This is a genomic window from Microbacterium sp. NPDC078814 (assembly GCF_040702645.1).
Taxonomy (GTDB): Bacteria; Actinomycetota; Actinomycetes; order Actinomycetales; family Microbacteriaceae; genus Microbacterium.
Map to the genome: position 1 here is coordinate 20421 of NZ_JBFBLT010000006.1, position 16342 is coordinate 36762.

Annotated in this window: 16 protein-coding genes; 8 read left to right on the plus strand and 8 right to left on the minus strand. The window is 66.5% G+C overall.

The genetic code is table 11. The features are described from left to right. Window positions 1-24: 24 nt before the first annotated feature. The 3 genes from AB0300_RS12845 to AB0300_RS12855 form a co-directional block, all read right to left on the minus strand. A complete protein-coding gene (locus AB0300_RS12845; protein ID WP_366216137.1) occupies window positions 25-426 on the minus strand; it encodes a DUF3224 domain-containing protein in 402 nt (133 codons plus the stop codon). 188 nt (window positions 427-614) lie between these two features. After that, on the minus strand, window positions 615-1103 hold the full coding sequence (locus AB0300_RS12850; RefSeq protein ID WP_029266170.1) for a hypothetical protein: 489 nt from the start codon (window positions 1101-1103) through the stop codon (window positions 615-617). 148 nt (window positions 1104-1251) lie between these two features. Next, window positions 1252-1893 (minus strand): uracil-DNA glycosylase, encoded by a 642-nt coding sequence (locus AB0300_RS12855; protein WP_029266173.1) that lies wholly within the window; start codon window positions 1891-1893, stop codon window positions 1252-1254. A gap of 266 nt (window positions 1894-2159) precedes the next feature. Between AB0300_RS12855 and AB0300_RS12860 the strand changes: the two genes are divergently transcribed. From AB0300_RS12860 to lspA, 3 genes are all read left to right on the plus strand, one after another. Beyond that, a complete protein-coding gene (locus tag AB0300_RS12860; protein ID WP_036331343.1) occupies window positions 2160-4028 on the plus strand; it encodes an alkyl sulfatase dimerization domain-containing protein in 1869 nt (622 codons plus the stop codon). Window positions 4029-4040: 12 nt separating this feature from the next. Continuing rightward, window positions 4041-4664, plus strand: coding sequence for a hypothetical protein (locus AB0300_RS12865; protein WP_051667916.1), 624 nt, complete (start codon window positions 4041-4043; stop codon window positions 4662-4664). A 109-nt stretch (window positions 4665-4773) separates the two neighbouring features. Further along, window positions 4774-5292: a signal peptidase II gene (lspA, locus tag AB0300_RS12870; RefSeq protein WP_081859717.1), complete on the plus strand. Its 519-nt coding sequence runs from the start codon at window positions 4774-4776 to the stop codon at window positions 5290-5292. Here lspA and AB0300_RS12875 read toward each other — a convergent pair whose 3' ends face one another. The 5 genes from AB0300_RS12875 to AB0300_RS12895 form a co-directional block, all read right to left on the minus strand. Continuing rightward, a complete protein-coding gene (locus tag AB0300_RS12875; RefSeq protein ID WP_036331298.1) occupies window positions 5293-5733 on the minus strand; it encodes a VOC family protein in 441 nt (146 codons plus the stop codon). It lies immediately after the preceding gene. 1004 nt (window positions 5734-6737) lie between these two features. Then, window positions 6738-7577, minus strand: a complete 840-nt coding sequence (locus AB0300_RS12880; RefSeq protein ID WP_029266184.1) for a F510_1955 family glycosylhydrolase — start codon at window positions 7575-7577, stop codon at window positions 6738-6740. 145 nt (window positions 7578-7722) lie between these two features. Beyond that, window positions 7723-8331, minus strand: a complete 609-nt coding sequence (locus AB0300_RS12885) for a DUF305 domain-containing protein (protein ID WP_029266186.1) — start codon at window positions 8329-8331, stop codon at window positions 7723-7725. Window positions 8332-8425: 94 nt separating this feature from the next. After that, window positions 8426-8872 (minus strand): DUF6153 family protein, encoded by a 447-nt coding sequence (locus AB0300_RS12890; protein WP_029266188.1) that lies wholly within the window; start codon window positions 8870-8872, stop codon window positions 8426-8428. A gap of 70 nt (window positions 8873-8942) precedes the next feature. Further along, window positions 8943-10103, minus strand: a complete 1161-nt coding sequence (locus AB0300_RS12895; protein ID WP_366216138.1) for an FAD-dependent oxidoreductase — start codon at window positions 10101-10103, stop codon at window positions 8943-8945. A gap of 104 nt (window positions 10104-10207) precedes the next feature. On the opposite strand from AB0300_RS12895, the gene AB0300_RS12900 reads away from it, so the two are divergent. The 5 genes from AB0300_RS12900 to AB0300_RS12920 all read left to right on the plus strand — a co-directional run bounded on the left by AB0300_RS12900 (window position 10208) and on the right by AB0300_RS12920 (window position 16327). Further along, window positions 10208-10420 carry a heavy metal-associated domain-containing protein gene (locus AB0300_RS12900; protein WP_029266192.1) on the plus strand — a complete coding sequence of 71 codons (213 nt, stop codon included), beginning with the start codon at window positions 10208-10210 and terminating at the stop codon, window positions 10418-10420. Next, window positions 10417-11367, plus strand: coding sequence for a hypothetical protein (locus tag AB0300_RS12905; protein WP_029266194.1), 951 nt, complete (start codon window positions 10417-10419; stop codon window positions 11365-11367). The genes AB0300_RS12900 and AB0300_RS12905 overlap by 4 nt, the downstream gene beginning before the upstream one ends. 45 nt (window positions 11368-11412) lie before the next feature. Further along, window positions 11413-13734, plus strand: coding sequence for a heavy metal translocating P-type ATPase (locus AB0300_RS12910; RefSeq protein WP_029266196.1), 2322 nt, complete (start codon window positions 11413-11415; stop codon window positions 13732-13734). A gap of 21 nt (window positions 13735-13755) precedes the next feature. Beyond that, on the plus strand, window positions 13756-14010 hold the full coding sequence (locus AB0300_RS12915; protein ID WP_029266198.1) for a YHS domain-containing protein: 255 nt from the start codon (window positions 13756-13758) through the stop codon (window positions 14008-14010). Window positions 14011-14257: 247 nt separating this feature from the next. Further along, window positions 14258-16327 carry a heavy metal translocating P-type ATPase gene (locus tag AB0300_RS12920; RefSeq protein WP_231479864.1) on the plus strand — a complete coding sequence of 690 codons (2070 nt, stop codon included), beginning with the start codon at window positions 14258-14260 and terminating at the stop codon, window positions 16325-16327. Window positions 16328-16342: the final 15 nt, after the last annotated feature.

Consider the following 16342-nt stretch of genomic DNA (forward strand, 5'->3'; position numbering starts at 1 on the left):
CGTGCTGTCAGCTCAGCGCGTAGGTCAACAGGTAGCGGTGTTCCCGTCGATGATCTCGAGGTCGAGCGTTCCGGTGATTCCTGCCAGGTCCGCGGTTCCCGAGCCGGGCACGATCTCGTAGCGCAGCTGTTGGTCGGGTGCCGTCATCGTTCCGAACTGCTGGAACGCGAAGCCTCCGCGCAACCCGTCGAGCTCGCCGTCAACGGTTTCCACGGCGACATAGCCCGCCATTCCGGTTGCCGGATCGCCAGCTGCGAGCATCGTCCCGGCCCCCTGCCCGGCAAGGTCACCCCGCCATGTCTTGGTGATGACCATTCGGCGGATGCCCGCCTGATCGTGCTCCGCGGGCTCGAGCGACACCTCGAACGTTCCTCTTGCCGTCCTCATGTCGCCACTGACCTCCGCGGTCCTGATCTCTTCGCCCATCAACGCGCTCAACGGTGTCCTCTTCCTGTCATGGCTTCGACGTTACGGGGCGCGAGAACCAGCGTGCTTGAAGATTCGCGACACCATGTGTCCGTCGGGACTCGCCTGGAACGAGCCACCAACTGCGACAGAACAGCCCCCATTCGCTCCGAGAGCGTGGGGGCTGTGCCGACTAGTGAGCGAAGTGCTTACTCGCGGCTGAGGCGCACGGTCATCGTGGTGCCCATCGCGGTGACCTCGTAGCTGAGCTCGTCGTTCTCGTACGTGAACGTCTTGGTCGCGTCGCTCGATGCCATGATCGAGGACTCGGTCTTGGACGTGTCGTTCGCCGAATCGAAGGTGAACGAGTCGCCCTCTGCCGGGACCTCGACGGTGCCGGCCCAGTACAGCGACTTCGTGTCACCGCCGTCGGCGACCCAGTGGACCTCGATCGTGTCACCGGTGATCGTGGCCTCCTGCCACGCGTCCTCGGAGTTGGAGTTGTTCTGCTTCCAGGAGCCCTCCAGACTCACCGGCTCCGGAGCTTCCTCCTCCTGGACCTGCTCGGTCTCGGACGAGGAGGACTCGCCGCCAGACGACGAGCTGGACGGTTCGGGAGATGCGCACCCCACGGCGCTGATGCCGAGGAGTGCCAGAAGTGCGATGGTCGCGCCGAGCTTGGGTGCTGTGATGTTCAAGGGATGCCTCTCCGAGCAGGTTGATGTCGACGCTGACCGTATCAGCGCCTACTGACACCTTCGGTTCTCAGTGCGAGACGCGAAAGGCGCTGATGACCATCGTTACCGGACGGTCATCAGCGCTCGCGTGGCGAGCTCCCCGTGCCCGTCATGGCGTCGATCGCACGGGCTCGAGCAGACCTGCCACCTCGACGAACGCGTCGGCTCGTCGCTTTACGCGTGCAGCTCTCTCCTCGAGATCCCGCACGAAGAGAGCCTGCGGCGAAGGGTGAAACGTCCGAACGACGGTGAGACCCCGCTCACGCTCGATCTCAGGGGACTGCCTAAGCAACCGGCGCCAGGCGTGATCCGCATCACCACCCTGGAGTAGCACGACCTTCAGCCTCGGCGCGAGTTCCAGCAGGTGCAGGATCGTCTGGACGCCGGCATCCAGCTCAGCCGCCTTCGGGGCGCGGTTGATGTACCAGGGGTACGCATTCCACGGCAGCAGCTCGTACGGAGATAGCGCTGCTTGCTCGAGCAGGACCGCCTGAAGCTCGGCGCTGCCGTCGTTGTTCTCGACGCAGATGAAGCCCGAACCCTTGCCGTCCTGCGTCGCGGGCCCTGGATCGCGAAGAATGCTCAGCACCCGCGCTTCGACTCCACCATGAAGGGGCGCGACGTACGGCGCCCACCCGCGGCCGACCTCACGCAGTTCGTCGACGTACTCGTTGACCGGCGCGATGTGCAGCGCATAGCGATCGTCCCACTGCTGCTGTCGAAACTCAGGGTCCGCCATACGTCGGGGCATGCGCCGACGGTATCAGCCAGCGTCCGTCCGGGTGTGCGGGATGCCGCACGTGCGACCGAGGGAGTCGCCACCCATGAGGCATCCCGCGTGAGGCCTCCCCAGCCTCGTCCCCAGAACCGGACACCCGCGGGGGCCCGCGGTGATCCGATACCTCAGGATGCCGCGTGACAGCGGCCGGCACAAGGTTCAGACGAAAGGTGGTTGTCACCGTCTTTCGTGACCGCAAGACTCGTCGTGAACTGTTCTTCGGAGACGGGAGCACCATCATGGGTCAGCGCGACGCATCAGAGACCATCCGGCAACAGCAGGCAGAGCTGCAGGCACGGCTCCCGTTCGACGATGAGCGGGATCTCGCGGCGGCCGAGCGAGGATTCATCGGCACGCTAGACGAGCCTGCGATCCGCAACGCCGCCGGCGATATCATCTGGGACGCGTCCACCTATGACTTCTTGCAGGGTGATGCTCCGGAGACGGTGAACCCGAGCCTGTGGCGCCAGAGCACGCTGGTCGCCAAGCACGGCCTGTTCGAGGTCGTGCCCGGCCTGTACCAGATCCGCGGGCTCGACCTGTCGGTGATGTCATTCGTCGAGGGCGACACCGGCGTGATCGTGATCGACCCGCTGATCTCGAAGGAGACCGCAGCCGCGGCGATGGCGCTCTACCGGCGTCACCGCGGTGACCGCAAGATCACCGCTGTCATCCACACCCACTCTCACATCGACCACTTCGGCGGCGTGCAGGGCATCGTCTCACAGGCCGACGTCGACGCGGGGGTCGAGATCATCGTCCCCGCGGGCATGGTCGAGCACGCGGTGGCAGAGAACGTCTACGCGGGCACCGCGATGGGCCGGCGCGCCGGGTACATGTACGGCGCGGCACTCGCACGCGGCCCGCAGGGGGCAGTCGGCGCCGGTCTCGGACAGACGACGTCGACCGGGGAGGCGACCCTGCTCGCGCCGACGCTGGAGATCACCGAGACGGGGCAGACCCACACCGTCGACGGGCTGGAGATCGAATTCCAGATGGCGCCGGGCACCGAGGCGCCCAGCGAGATGCACTTCTACTTCCCGAAGTACCGGGCGCTGTGCATGGCGGAGAACGCCACGCACACGCTGCACAACCTGCTCACCCTGCGGGGCGCGGTCGTGCGGGATCCGCACGTGTGGTCGCAGTACCTCACCGAGGCCATCGAGCGTTACGGCGACGACGCCGAAGTCGTGTTCACCTCGCACCACTGGCCGACCTGGGGCAACGCGGAGATCCGTGAGTTCCTCGGTCTGCAGCGGGACCTGTACGGGTACCTGCACGACCAGACGCTGCGGATGCTGAACCAGGGCATGCAGGGCGCCGAGATCGCCGAGGCGATCCAGCTGCCGCCCGCGCTCGAGAACGCCTGGCACGCCCGCGGCTACTACGGCTCGGTCAGCCACAACGTAAAGGCCATCTACCAGCGGTACATGGGCTGGTTCGACGGGAACCCGGCTCGGCTCTGGCCGCACGCGCCGAAGGAGCAGGCGAAGCGCTACGTCGACGCGATCGGAGGCATCGACCGGGTCCTCGAGCTCGCCCGCGCCGCCTTCGACTCGGGAGACTTCCGCTGGGCGGCCACACTGCTCGACCACGCGGTCTTCACCGAGGAGAACAATGCGGAAGCGAAGGCGCTCTACGCCGACACCCTCGAGCAGCTCGGCTACGGCGCTGAGAACGGCACCTGGCGCAACTTCTTCCTCTCCGGGGCGACCGAACTGCGCGAGGGAAACTTCGGTACCCCGACCGTGACCAACGCCCCAGCCATCCGAGCGCAGCTCACCCCGGAACAGCTGTTCGATGCCGTCGCGATCACCGTCGACGGCCCGCGCGCCTGGGACCTCGACCTCGGATTCGACATCACACTCAGTGATCTCGACCGCTCGTTCCACGTCACGCTCCGCAACGGCGTGCTCGTCTACGTCGAGCGCGAACCCGCCACAGATGCCGCACTGCATCTCACCCTCACCAAGGAGCGGCTCATCCGCCTCGCCGGCGGAGACCTCGACGCCGAGGGCCTGGACGTGCGCGGCGACCTCGGCGTCCTGAAGCAGTTGCTCGGCGTACTGACCCCCGGAGACCCGGCATTCGAGATCGTGCTGCCCTAAAAGACGGCGCGCATGGACGCCACCGAGAAAGTCACTCATCCCGGCCGGTGGTTGGAGGTGGCCACGGTGGTGCTGCTGTCCATAACCGCGGTCATCACCGCATGGTGCGGATTCGAGGCGTCGAAATGGGGCGGTGAGATGTCTATCGCCTTCAGCCAAGCGTCCAGCGCACGTGTCCAGGCCGCCTCCGCCGAAAGCAGGGCCCAAGCGGCGCGCCAATACGATCTGACCATCTACACCGAATGGGTGCTCGCCACCGCAGACGACGACCAGGAACTCGTCACCTTCATCGAGGAACGCTTCACGGACGAGTTCCGGATCGCGTTCGACGCCTGGACGGCGGAGGGGCGCGTATCCCAGGGGCCCCTCGCCAGGGAGGAGTACATTCCGCCGGGGACCGAGGAAGCGGAAGACCTGCACGCGCGCGCGGACGCCAAGTTCGACGAAGCACTCGTGAACAACCAGCGCGGAGACAACTACGCTCTGCTCACCGTGCTCTTCGCGCTCGTGCTGTTCTTCGCGGCGCTGTCCCAGAACCAGCGCGCCGAATGGCGCCGGCGCACCTTCTTCATTCTGGGCCTGACTCTCGCTGTCATCGGTGTGGTCATCTTGGCGACGTTCCCCGTGAAAGTGTGACTGGCGTCGAAGCCCTGACCTCTCGGCCATAGCCCAGCGAATAGTCTGGTGAAGCCGGTAACCGAAAACCGGCCCGGCACGAGCTATCGCACGAAGAGGGAACTGCACAGTGACGTCACCGACCACGAACCGACGCTCGGGAGTGCGCTGGTCCTTCCTCGCCGGGCTGGCCATCGCAGCGGTCGTCGTCGCCGTCGACCAATGGACCAAGATCTGGGCCGCCTCTGCGCTCTCGGGCGGAGAATCGAAGGACGTCCTGCCACCGGTTCTCGAGTTCCAACTCACCGTCAACCGTGGCGCCGCGTTCTCCCTCGGCACCGACTTCACCTGGCTGCTCGGACTCCTCGCCGCTGCCGCCGCGGTCGCCATCACGGTCTACCTGTGGCGGGTGGGATCGCTCTGGTGGGCAATCGGGCTGGGCCTGGTCCTCGGCGGTGCGATCAGTCATGCCGCTGACCGCCTGGCACGCGGTGGCGTCATCGACTTCATCGGCTACTTCGATCTGTTCATCGGCAACGTCGCCGACATCGCGATCGTCGTCGGCGGCATCTACCTTGTCGCGCTCGTCCTCCTGCGTGTGCCGACCCGCCGCATCAAACCGACCCCGGCGCCCTCGCCGGCGTCGTAGCTATCGCCAGGGCATGTGCTGCAGGCACCAGGTGTTGCCGTCGGGGTCGGCGAAGAAGGCGTAGAACACTCCGCCGAGGTCCTCGACCTCGCTGATCTCGACGCCGCGCTCGACCAGTTCGGCACGAGATGCCTCGATGTCGGCGACCACCAGGTGCAGCCCTCGCAGGGTCCCCGGAGGCATGTCGAGCGTGGGCAGGCCCTCGGCCAGGGTGATCGAGCATGCCGAACCCGGTGGCGTGAGCTGGACGATGCGGACGCCGGGCTCTGGGTTGATGTCGACGTCGAGCCGAAAGCCGAGCTGGTCTCGGTAGAAGGTCTTTGCTCGTTCGATGTCGGTGACCGGAACCGGCACGAGCTCCAGCAACAAGGCTCCCGGCGGCACGGGTGGGTTGGTCAGATCGTTGACGGTGTCGCTTGGGGGAGTGGATGCGTCGGTCATGGATACCGCCCTTCTTGAGCTGGATGCCCCGCAATCGAGGGGCCGATGATCTGCGGTCCGAGTCTGCCCTCGGCCTCGATCTCCGCCAGTCTCGCTGACGGCTACCGAATCGTCGACCCTCGGGCAAGGGCTTCGAACAAGCCCATCTCTTGCCACCTGAACGTGCGCTCTCGATCGGCGATCTCGATTGCCCGCCGGAGCTCGCTGAGTACGCCGGGGATGATTCGATATTCGTGCCGATAACGCAGAACGCCGATGACTACGGCGTGGAGCTCGACACGGTGACCTGACACCACGCGTGGCGATGAGCCAACTGCTACACGATCAGTGGCTCCGTTCCGGCGTGCGCTAGCGGCGACCGTCCAGGCTCAACGCCAGACCCTCGCCGCAACACGAGACCGAGATCCCTCCCCTGAAGCAGTTCCCGGCGAAGCTCGCTCGGAACCGCGTCATGGGTGGACGCGACGTTGCCCGCTTCGCCGGCCTCGTCGAGATCGACAAGGTCATGAGACGTTGGGATGTCCCTGTCTCTTGACGCCGCGATTCGGCCAGTCATTCACGCCGTTCATCGGAGGCCGGCGGCGATCGCCAGACCAGTGCTACCCCGATGATCGTGGTGATGATGGCGACGTCGTAGCTCGCCACCGTGTACGTCCACCAAGTGCCATTGTGGCTTCCGTATTGTGTATCGGTGCTCAGATGGATCAGGACGAGCGCGGGTCCGGCTGCCAGGAGCACAATCCCTAACCGCACAAGTCGGCGGTGCAGTCGGTACGCACGCGACGGGCGAGGTGGCGGCCTGCTCGGTGCGGAACGATGGCTGAGCGCGGACAGGCGGAGCGGATCGAATCGTGCGTCCGGCGACATCAGAGGATCGCTCCAATCGCGAGGTAGGTGGCGAAGGCGAGGAGGACGACGGCGATCGTTGCCGCGGTGATGAAGAAGACGAAGTTCCGGAACGGATTCTTGTGTTCGTTCATGGTGGATTCGTGAGTGGGCTGCGGTTACCGGGCCGGGCTGAGGACGGTGAAGCCGTCGACAGTGACACCAACGATGCCTCGGTCATCGACGAGGATGATGCGGTCATCGATGGTGCTGAGGGCTTGAACGGCTCCGTCGAGTGGCCCCAGCTGCTGCCACGTCCCGTTCTGATCTTGGGCCCAGAGGACCCCGTCGGTGCCGGCGCCGACGAGTGTGCCGTCTGTGCGTGCTACGAGGGCGTAGAGCAGGGGTGATTCGGGGACGGGGGTGAAGGTGTCGCCACCGTCGGTGCTGACGAGCAGTCCTTCTTCGGTGGCGGCATAGAGCCCGGACTCTGTGGCGGCGAGGTCGGCTGCCGCTAGAGGGGCATGGGTGGTCCAGTTCGTTCCGTTGTCGGTGCTGGAGAGCAGGTCGATTTGGCTGGAAGCGATGCCGTACAGGGTTCCGTCGGGGCTGGCGGTGAGGACGTGGAAGTCGGTTGTTCCGTTCAGGGCGATGGGCGACCAGTTGAGGCCATAGTCATCGCTACGGATGATGCCGAGGTTCGGGGATCCCAGCTCGGCCGGGGTTTGCTCTCCGGGGTGTCCGGAGGCGAACAGGGTGTCGCCGGTGACAGTGAATCCCATGGCATCGAAGTCATGGCCGCCGACGGGTCCGGAGACGTTCCCGTCCGGTGTGACGGTGAAGATGCCGTTGTGCGTGGCGACGAGCAGATCGTCACCGCGGGGGTCTTCGGCGATGCCGTGGATGTGGTCGATGCGGGGTGTCGCATCGGGCTCGTCGGACTGCGCGGCAGTACAGCCCGTAATGACGAGCGTCAGCACGGGGATGGTTGCGGCGGCGAGAAGAAATGATCGTTTCATGATGGTTTCCGGGTAGCGGCCAGGAGGGTGGCCAGGCTTGTGACGCGGGCAGCAGGGAGCGCGCCGCGGGGTCGGTCTTCGCGCGGGGCGATCGCGCGGGAAACGCAGGGCGGGTCGTTCGGGAATCGGCCCGCCCCGCGTGGTTCTACAGTTCTCCGAGGAGGTCCTTCATCGTGGCGATCTCCGCCGTCTGGTCATCGATCACCTGTTGCGCGAGCTCGAGGACGTCCGGGTTCTGCGCGTCGTCAAGCGCCGTCTGTGCCATGTCGACGGCGCCTTCGTGGTGCACGATCATCTGCTCGAGGAACAAACGGCTGGCCTCGGTCGCGTCGGCGTCTTCCAACATGGTCATGTCCTCTTCGGACATCATGCTGTCGTCGCCGCCCATGGAGCCGTGGTCCATGCCGCCCATCGAATCGGGGTCGTACTCCACACCCCAGTCCTCGAGCCACCCGAGCATCTTGTCGATCTCCGGGCCCTGCGCCGCCTTGATCTGTTCGGCGAGCTCGACCACCCGCGGGTCCGCGCCGTCCTTGGCCAGCAGAATGTCCGACATCTCGATGGCCTGCTCATGATGAGGGATCATCATCGTGACGAACATCTCGTCAGCCTCGGTTGAGGCCGACGAGGACGTCGACGCGGACGGTGAGCTGCTGGTACCGGACGGCGCGGTGCCGGTGTCGGCGCAGCCGGTCAGTACCAGGGCGAGGGTGAGAGCGCCGGTGCTGAGTGCGAGGGGGATCTTCTTGTTCATGGTCGTTCCTTCGTAAGTCGTATGAGAGTTCGCTGAAGCGGCGGCGCCAACGGGCGCCGCAGGGCCGCCCACAGTTGGGTCGGCGTGCGAATACTCAAGTTCGACTGATCGAAAGAACCGTCAACGAGGGGCCACGAGGGAGGGCATCGGTCGCTTCCCACCGCAACCAGCTGGTCACCTCGCGAAGGGAGATGCCGGAGCGTCGGGCAAACGTCGGTGGGACGAGGAGCAGAAGGCCGGCCAGCAACGCGAGTACGCAGGCGGTGACCATGTCGTCGTGACCCTGCCCTTGTCCGGTGGTCACGTGGCACGGCCCGTCGCAGGCAGCGGCACCACCGTCGTCGAGGCTCGCCGTGGCGTCCGGAACGTGAGCGACTGTCGATGCGGAATGGGCGACGCCCGAGGAGCCGTGCCCGGCAGGTTCCGCGGTGAAGGTGTGCATGCCCAGGAGGCCGACGATGATCAGGACGGCCGCGGTGCCGAGCATCAGCAGGGTGCGCAGCGACAACTGCGGGCTTGTGGCGCGAACCGTCACCTGCATCCTCGATCCTTCCTGTTCCTCACGACGCTAGCACCGCCGCCTGTGTGCCCGACATCGATCCTGTGCACACTCAGAAGCCGCCTGCCAGCTCGTGCTTGACCGCCAGGATTTCCCTTGCCGCTGACCACCCGACAGCACCCGCCCTCTTGCCGTCGGCGGTCCTGAAGGTCGAGACGAGGCCGCCGCCGGCCGATGACGTCGTTTCCGCGGTCGCCTGCGGCAAGACGACGCCCGCTCCACTCAGCGTGACGCCGTGCACATTCACCGTGAACCCGGAAACGTGCCGGTACGGGCCAGGATCGTCCCCGCCGTGCAGATCATGAAGCAGCGCTCGGGCGGCGTGAGCCCCTTGTGCCACCGCATCATCCCAATGATCCATACGATAGAGCGAACCGTCGGGACCGACATGAGCGGCGACCCCACCGGCCGCATACACTGCCGGGATCGTCCTGGCACGGAGCCGGTCATCGACCTCGATCGCGGCACCGTCTGAGCGGATCCATGAGACAGCCGGAACTGTTCCCTGGGCGAGGACGATCACGTCTGACGATACAGATGTCCCATCATCGAGGAGTACGTCACCCCCGCTTCCGGAAGCCGAGATGGAGCGCACTGTCCGGCCTGGATGGAACTCCGTGTGCGCAGCGTGCAGATCGCGGAGCCGGGTGGCGATCGGCAACCCGAGGCTGTGCGCCAAGGGGATTTCGGAGCGCGCGACGAGATGCACTCTGGCACCAGCGCTCACAAGGTAGCTTGCTGCTTCTGCTCCGACCAGCCCGGCACCGAGGACAGTGACAACCCGCCTTTCGAACGTCGGACCCGCATGCCCTCGGATGCGTAGCGCGTCGGACGCGCTGTGCAGCGTGAAGACCCCCTCGCTGACGCCTGTCGCCTGCAGGGGACGCGGGGCGGCGCCGGTCGCCACGACAGCCGTTGCGAATATCAGCCGTCTGCCATCGTGCAGCAAGATGCCCCGCTCTTCCATCCCGACAGCGCTGCCGGGGATCGTCTCGACATCGATCGAGTCCAAGGCAGGCAGCGCGGATTGCTCCGGGGTGAGCAGGCCACGAAGGATGCCCTTGGTCACCAGCGTGCGGTTGTACGGGGCGAACGGCTCCGCATGCACGATCCGGATCGACCCGTCGAAACCGCTGCGCCGCAACGTGACCGCCGCAGAATGACCCGCGGCGCCCGCGCCGACGATGAGCACATCCGAGCTGGTCTTATCCATGAGAAGCTCCCTTCACCCCCTTGACCGGAATACCCTGGGTGGGTATATGGTTAGGCATACCAGTACCCTACCGGGGTATTCCGAATCGAGGGAAGGAAGCCATCATGAGCACGAGCGAGTACCAGGTGAGCGGGATGAGCTGCGGCCACTGCGAGGTCGCTGTTCGCGGCGAGGTCAGCCAGGTCCCCGGCGTCGAGAACATCGAAGTGAGTGCGCAGACCGGCCGGCTTCTCGTCACGACGAGTTCCGCAGTGGATGACGCGGCCGTGCTCGCGGCCGTCGATGAGGCCGGGTACGAGGCGGTCCGACTCTCATGAACGCCCCGGGCCGCCTCGGCCTCTACGGCGCGGGCCTTGTCGTTGTCTTCGGCGCCGCCTTCGCCGCCGCGGGCGCACTCGTGCCCGACAGCACGGTGACCGCATGGGCGGACGCCGGGCATTCCTCGCATGACGCGCAAGCGCCCGAGGATGCTGCTGGCACGAAAGACGATCAGGAGATGGGGGTGAGTGGAGTGATGAGCGCGGCATCGGGATTCACAATGAGCCCCGTACAGGCGCCGGCGAACGTCGAGACGGACGGTGAACTCTCCTTCGACATCCGCGATCCCTCAGGTGTCCCGATCACCGATTTCGACGAGGCCCACGATAAGCAGTTGCACCTGATCGTGGTCCGCAACGACGGGCGTGAATACCGTCACGTGCACCCCGAACTCGACCCGAGGACCGGGGTCTGGTCGCTGCCATGGTCCTGGGATACCGCGGGAACGTACCGGCTGTATGCGGACTTCACCTCTGAGGGGGTGAGCGCCACGCTCTCCCGCACCGTCGATGTGGCGGGGCAGCTGACACCGGAGCCCGAGGTCGCCGTCAAGACAAGCGACACGGTCGACGGCTTCGACGTGACCGTCAGCGGCGACCTGGTCGCCGGAACTGGAAGCGAACTGACTGTCAAGGTCTCTCGGGACGGGGAACCCGTCACGGTGCTGGAGCCGTACCTCGGTGCGTTCGGCCACCTCGTTGCCCTGCGCGATGGCGACCTGGCGTATCTGCATGTGCACGCGCGCGGCGAGGAACCACAGCCGGGCGATCTGGCCGGCCCCGAGGTGGAATTCACCGCCGAGACACCCACCACCGGCCGCTACCTGCTGTACCTGGACTTCCAGGTCGACGGACAGGTCCACACCGCACAGTTCGTACTCGAGGCGACCCCCGCCACCGGCGACCAGGCGGACACCGAAGACGACGCCGAGCACGACGGGCACTGACCCGCTCAGTGCGCATCGAGTTGCAAGAAGGATCGAGGAGACATCATGACGGATACGCAGTCAGCAGCCGCGTCCAGCGTGGAGCTGGAGATCGGCGGGATGACCTGCGCGTCGTGCGCGATGCGCATCGAGAAGAAGCTCAACAAGCTGGACGGTGTCACCGCCACCGTGAACTATGCGACGGAGAAGGCGAAGGTCACCGCACCGAACGGGTTCGACCCGGCGCTGCTGATCGCCGAGGTGGAGAAGACCGGCTACACGGCCGCCCTTCCCTCACCGGAGCCGTCCGCGGTAGTCGACGGTGAGGACGCTCCGGATAGGGAGCTGGTGAGCCTGCGGAACCGTTTGATCGCTTCCATCGTGCTGACCCTTCCTGTGATTGCGATGTCGATGATCCCCGCATTGCAGTTCACTTACTGGCAGTGGCTCTCACTCGCCCTGGCCGGCCCCGTCATCGTTTGGGCGGCCTGGCCTTTCCACAAGGCAGCGTGGACGAATCTCCGGCACGGTGCGGCGACCATGGACACGCTCATCTCGATGGGGACGATAGCCGCCTTACTGTGGTCGCTCTACGCGCTGTTCTTCGGCACGGCCGGCGTCCCCGGGATGACCCACCCGTTCGAGCTCACCGTGGCACCGTCGGACGGGGCGGCGAACATCTACCTCGAAGTGGGTGCCGCGGTGACGATGTTCATCCTCGCCGGACGCTACTTCGAGAAGAAGGCGAAACGGCAGGCGGGCGCCGCCCTGCGCGCGCTGTTGGAGCTGGGAGCGAAGGATGTTGCTGTGCTTCGCGCCGGCGCCGAGACCCGCATTCCCATCGCGGACCTGCGAGAGGGCGACGAGTTCGTCGTACGGCCCGGCGAGAAGATCGCCACCGATGGTGTGATCGTCTCCGGCACCTCCGCGGTCGACGCGTCCATGCTCACCGGTGAATCCGTGCCGGTCGAGGTCGGCGAAGGAGACTCCGTCACGGGGGCGACGGTCAATGCCGGTGGCCGGCTCGTCATCCGGGCGACGAGGGTCGGGTCGGACACCCAGTTGGCGCAGATGGCGAAGCTCGTCGAGGACGCCCAATCGGGCAAGGCCGAGGTGCAGCGCCTCGCCGACCGGGTGTCGGGTATCTTCGTGCCCATTGTCATCGCGATCGCCATCGCCACGCTGGGCGCTTGGCTCGGCGCGGGATTCCCTGCCGCGGCGGCGTTCACCGCCGCGGTCGCGGTGCTGATCATCGCCTGCCCGTGCGCCCTGGGCCTTGCCACGCCCACCGCACTGCTGGTGGGCACGGGCCGCGGCGCGCAGATGGGCATCCTCATCAAGGGTCCGGAAGTTCTCGAGTCGACGCGACGGGTGGACACCGTCGTTCTGGATAAGACCGGGACGGTGACCACAGGGCGGATGACGCTCACCGGCGTGTTCACCGCTGACGGCGTCGACCGCGGCGAGCTGCTGCGCCTGGCGGGTGCGGTGGAGGACGCCTCCGAGCATCCCATCGCGCAGGCCATCGCCAAAGCCGCAGTCCAAGAGGTCGGCACGCTTCCGACACCCGAGGGTTTCGCGAACATCGAGGGCAAGGGAGTGCAGGGCATCGTCGACGGGCACGCCGTCCTTGTCGGCCGCGAGTCGCTTCTCGAGGACTGGTCCCAGCGCCTTCCCGAGAATCTCGCCGCCGCGAAGAGCGAAGCAGAGCGTCAGGGCAAGACCGCGGTCGCCGTGGGGTGGGACGGGGAAGCACGCGGTGTGCTCATCGTCGCGGACACCATCAAGCCGACCAGCACCGAAGCCATCAGGCAGCTGAAGGCGCTGGGACTGACACCGGTGCTCCTCACCGGAGATAACCGTGCCGTGGCCGAGCAGATCGCGTCTGAGGTCGGCATCGATGAGGTCATCGCCGAAGTGCTCCCGAAAGACAAGGTCGACGTGGTCACCAGGCTGCAGCGCGAGGGCAAGGTCGTGGCGATGGTCGGAGACGGCGTCAACGATGCGGCCGCGCTCGCCCAGGCAGACCTGGGGTTGGCCATGGGCACGGGCACCGATGTGGCGATCGAGGCCAGCGACATCACGCTCGTCCGCGGCGATCTGCGCAGCGCGGCCGACGCGATCCGTCTGTCTCGGAAGACGCTCGGCACGATCAAGGGCAACCTGTTCTGGGCCTTCGCCTACAACGTCGCCGCCATCCCGCTGGCAGCCCTCGGTCTGCTCAATCCCATGCTCGCCGGCGCCGCGATGGCGTTCTCCAGCGTCTTCGTCGTCGGCAACAGCCTCCGCCTGCGCACGTTCCGCAGCCAGGCGGCGGACCCATCCCCGACCGCCGCGCCCGCACCGCGTGATCATGCGACGCGGAACGCAACCGTCGGAACCCACTGAAATCACGAAAGAGGAACACACATGTCTGATTCCGGATCCTGCTGCAGCCACAACAGCCACGGCTCTGTCCCAGCCGACGGACGCAAGGACCTCCTCGCGCCGTCCGCCGAACAGCTCGCCGAATGCCCCGTGATGGTCGGCAGCACCGTCGTGAAAGCGGACGCTGAAGCCGCTGGCCTCTACCGCGACTACGAGGGCACCCGCTATTACTTCTGCTGCGCCGCCTGCGGCCCCCTGTTCGACGCTGACCCCGCCAAGTACGTGACCGCAGCCTGACATCGCTTCACCTGTGCGGGGCGGCACACGGATCGCCCCGCACAGCTTCATCGTTTCCGAGGAGGATAGCCTCATGAGCCAGCCACACAGCGACGACGCTGATCACACCCACGAACACGCAGCGCACGGGCACACCCCATCGGTCCCCGCCGCGGCCACAGAAGACCCCCCCGTCCACACCCCTCACCACGACACCGCCGTGCACCACGACGGTCCCGATACTGCACCGCACGGAAGCGGCGCGCCGATGGGCCACCAGGGTCACGGCGAGCATGCCGGCCATGACGCACATGGTGGACACGACGCTCACGGTGGACACGGGGGTCATGCGGGGCATGGCGACCACGTCGGACAGTTCCGTCGCCTGTTCTGGATCATGCTGATCCTCGCCGTCCCCACCGTCGCGCTGTCGGGCATGTTCGCGATGATCCTCGGCTACACCCTCCCCGACATTCCCGGCCTGGCCTGGGTGTCCCCGGTACTGGGAACAGTGATGTACATCTGGGGTGGAAAGCCGTTCCTCGTCGGTGCTGTCAGCGAAATCCGCGACCGCAAGCCCGGGATGATGCTCCTCATCGGACTCGCCATCACCGTTGCGTTCATCGCCTCTTGGGGTGCGAGCCTCGGCCTGCTGCACCACGAGCTCGACTTCTGGTGGGAGCTCGCGCTCCTCATCGTGATCATGCTGCTCGGGCACTGGATCGAGATGCGGTCCCTCGCGCAGACCACGTCCGCTCTCGACTCCCTGGCCGCGCTCCTGCCCGACGAAGCAGAACGCGTCGAAGGTGACCAGGTCGTGACGGTCTCGCCTGCCGAACTCGTCGTCGGTGATGTCGTCATCGTTCGCCCCGGGGGCAGCGTCCCCGCCGACGGTCGCATCGTCGACGGTCGCGCGTCGATGGACGAGTCAATGGTCACCGGCGAGTCCCGCACCGTGACGCGCGGTATCGATGACCAGGTCACGGCCGGAACTGTGGCGACCGACTCCGGGCTGCGCGTGGAGATTACCGCCACCGGTGACGACACCACTCTCGCCGGCATCCAACGCCTGGTCACCGAAGCACAGAGCTCGTCCTCGCGCGCGCAGCGCCTTGCCGACACGGCGGCAGGCTGGCTGTTCTGGTTCGCTCTCGGCGCTGGCGTGATCACGGCGATCGTGTGGACGCTCGTTGGGCTTCCCGATGATGCCGTCATCCGCACCATCACGGTGCTCGTCATCGCTTGCCCCCACGCACTCGGTCTCGCAATCCCCTTGGTCGTCTCCATCGCCACCGAACGCGCCGCACGCGGTGGCGTACTCGTGAAGGACAGGCTCGCGCTGGAGAGCATGCGCACCGTCGACACCGTGCTGTTCGACAAGACAGGCACCCTCACCAAGGGCGAACCGACCGTCTCCGAGGTCTCAGTCGTCGAAGGCAACGACACCGACCGGGTGCTCGCCCTGGCCGCCGCCGCGGAGGCCGACAGTGAACACCCGCTCGCCAAGGCCATCGTCCGCGCCGCCGCCGACCGTCACCTCGACGTGCCCCGCAGCTCGGACTTCACCTCCTCTCCCGCAGTCGGCGTCACCGCGACCGTCGACGGGACCGTTGTACGGGTGGGGGGACCGCACCTGCTCACCGAGGAAGATGCGCAGGAGCTGCCCGTTGCCGAGCGGTGGCGCAATGACGGTGCGATCATCCTCCACGTGGTTCAGGACGGCCGTGTGATCGGCGCTCTCAAGCTCGCCGATGAGGTGCGGTCGGAATCGCGCGAAGCCGTCGATGCACTGCACGCGCTGGGTGTGCAGGTCGTGATGATCACCGGCGATGCCGAAGCCGTCGCGCACACCGTGGCCGAGGACCTCGGCATCGACCGTGTCTTCGCCGGCGTCCGACCGGAGGACAAGGCCGCGAAGGTGCAGGAGCTCCAGAACGAGGGACGCAAGGTCGCGATGGTCGGTGACGGCGTCAATGACGCCCCCGCCCTCGCCCAGGCCGATGTCGGGCTCGCGATCGGCGCCGGCACGGACGTTGCCATCGCCTCTGCCGGAGTCATCCTCGCCAGCGACGACCCCCGCTCGGTGCTCTCCGTCATCGAACTGTCCCGCGCCGCATACCGGAAGATGAAGCAGAACCTCTGGTGGGCCGCCGGCTACAACCTGATCTCCGTACCCCTCGCCGCCGGCGTCCTCGCCCCCATCGGGTTCGTGCTGCCGATGTCGGTCGGGGCGATCCTGATGTCCCTGTCCACCATCGTGGTTGCCCTCAACGCGCAGCTCCTGCGGCGACTCGACCTTCGCCCGGAAACCACGGCCCGCGCGATCCTCAACCGATAACCAATCCAGAACCGG

Excerpts from the sequence above, each read along its gene's own strand:
- AB0300_RS12845 (WP_366216137.1), bottom strand. The coding sequence starts at position 426 with ATGGGCGAAGAGATCAGGACCGCGGAGGTCAGTGGCGACATGAGGACG.
- AB0300_RS12855 (WP_029266173.1), bottom strand. The coding sequence starts at position 1,893 with ATGCCCCGACGTATGGCGGACCCTGAGTTTCGACAGCAGCAGTGGGAC.
- AB0300_RS12860 (WP_036331343.1), top strand. The coding sequence starts at position 2,160 with ATGGGTCAGCGCGACGCATCAGAGACCATCCGGCAACAGCAGGCAGAG.
- AB0300_RS12865 (WP_051667916.1), top strand. The coding sequence starts at position 4,041 with ATGGACGCCACCGAGAAAGTCACTCATCCCGGCCGGTGGTTGGAGGTG.
- AB0300_RS12875 (WP_036331298.1), bottom strand. The coding sequence starts at position 5,733 with ATGACCGACGCATCCACTCCCCCAAGCGACACCGTCAACGATCTGACC.
- AB0300_RS12880 (WP_029266184.1), bottom strand. The coding sequence starts at position 7,577 with ATGAAACGATCATTTCTTCTCGCCGCCGCAACCATCCCCGTGCTGACG.
- AB0300_RS12885 (WP_029266186.1), bottom strand. The coding sequence starts at position 8,331 with ATGAACAAGAAGATCCCCCTCGCACTCAGCACCGGCGCTCTCACCCTC.
- AB0300_RS12890 (WP_029266188.1), bottom strand. The coding sequence starts at position 8,872 with ATGCAGGTGACGGTTCGCGCCACAAGCCCGCAGTTGTCGCTGCGCACC.
- AB0300_RS12895 (WP_366216138.1), bottom strand. The coding sequence starts at position 10,103 with ATGGATAAGACCAGCTCGGATGTGCTCATCGTCGGCGCGGGCGCCGCG.
- AB0300_RS12900 (WP_029266192.1), top strand. The coding sequence starts at position 10,208 with ATGAGCACGAGCGAGTACCAGGTGAGCGGGATGAGCTGCGGCCACTGC.
- AB0300_RS12905 (WP_029266194.1), top strand. The coding sequence starts at position 10,417 with ATGAACGCCCCGGGCCGCCTCGGCCTCTACGGCGCGGGCCTTGTCGTT.
- AB0300_RS12910 (WP_029266196.1), top strand. The coding sequence starts at position 11,413 with ATGACGGATACGCAGTCAGCAGCCGCGTCCAGCGTGGAGCTGGAGATC.
- AB0300_RS12915 (WP_029266198.1), top strand. The coding sequence starts at position 13,756 with ATGTCTGATTCCGGATCCTGCTGCAGCCACAACAGCCACGGCTCTGTC.
- AB0300_RS12920 (WP_231479864.1), top strand. The coding sequence starts at position 14,258 with ATGGGCCACCAGGGTCACGGCGAGCATGCCGGCCATGACGCACATGGT.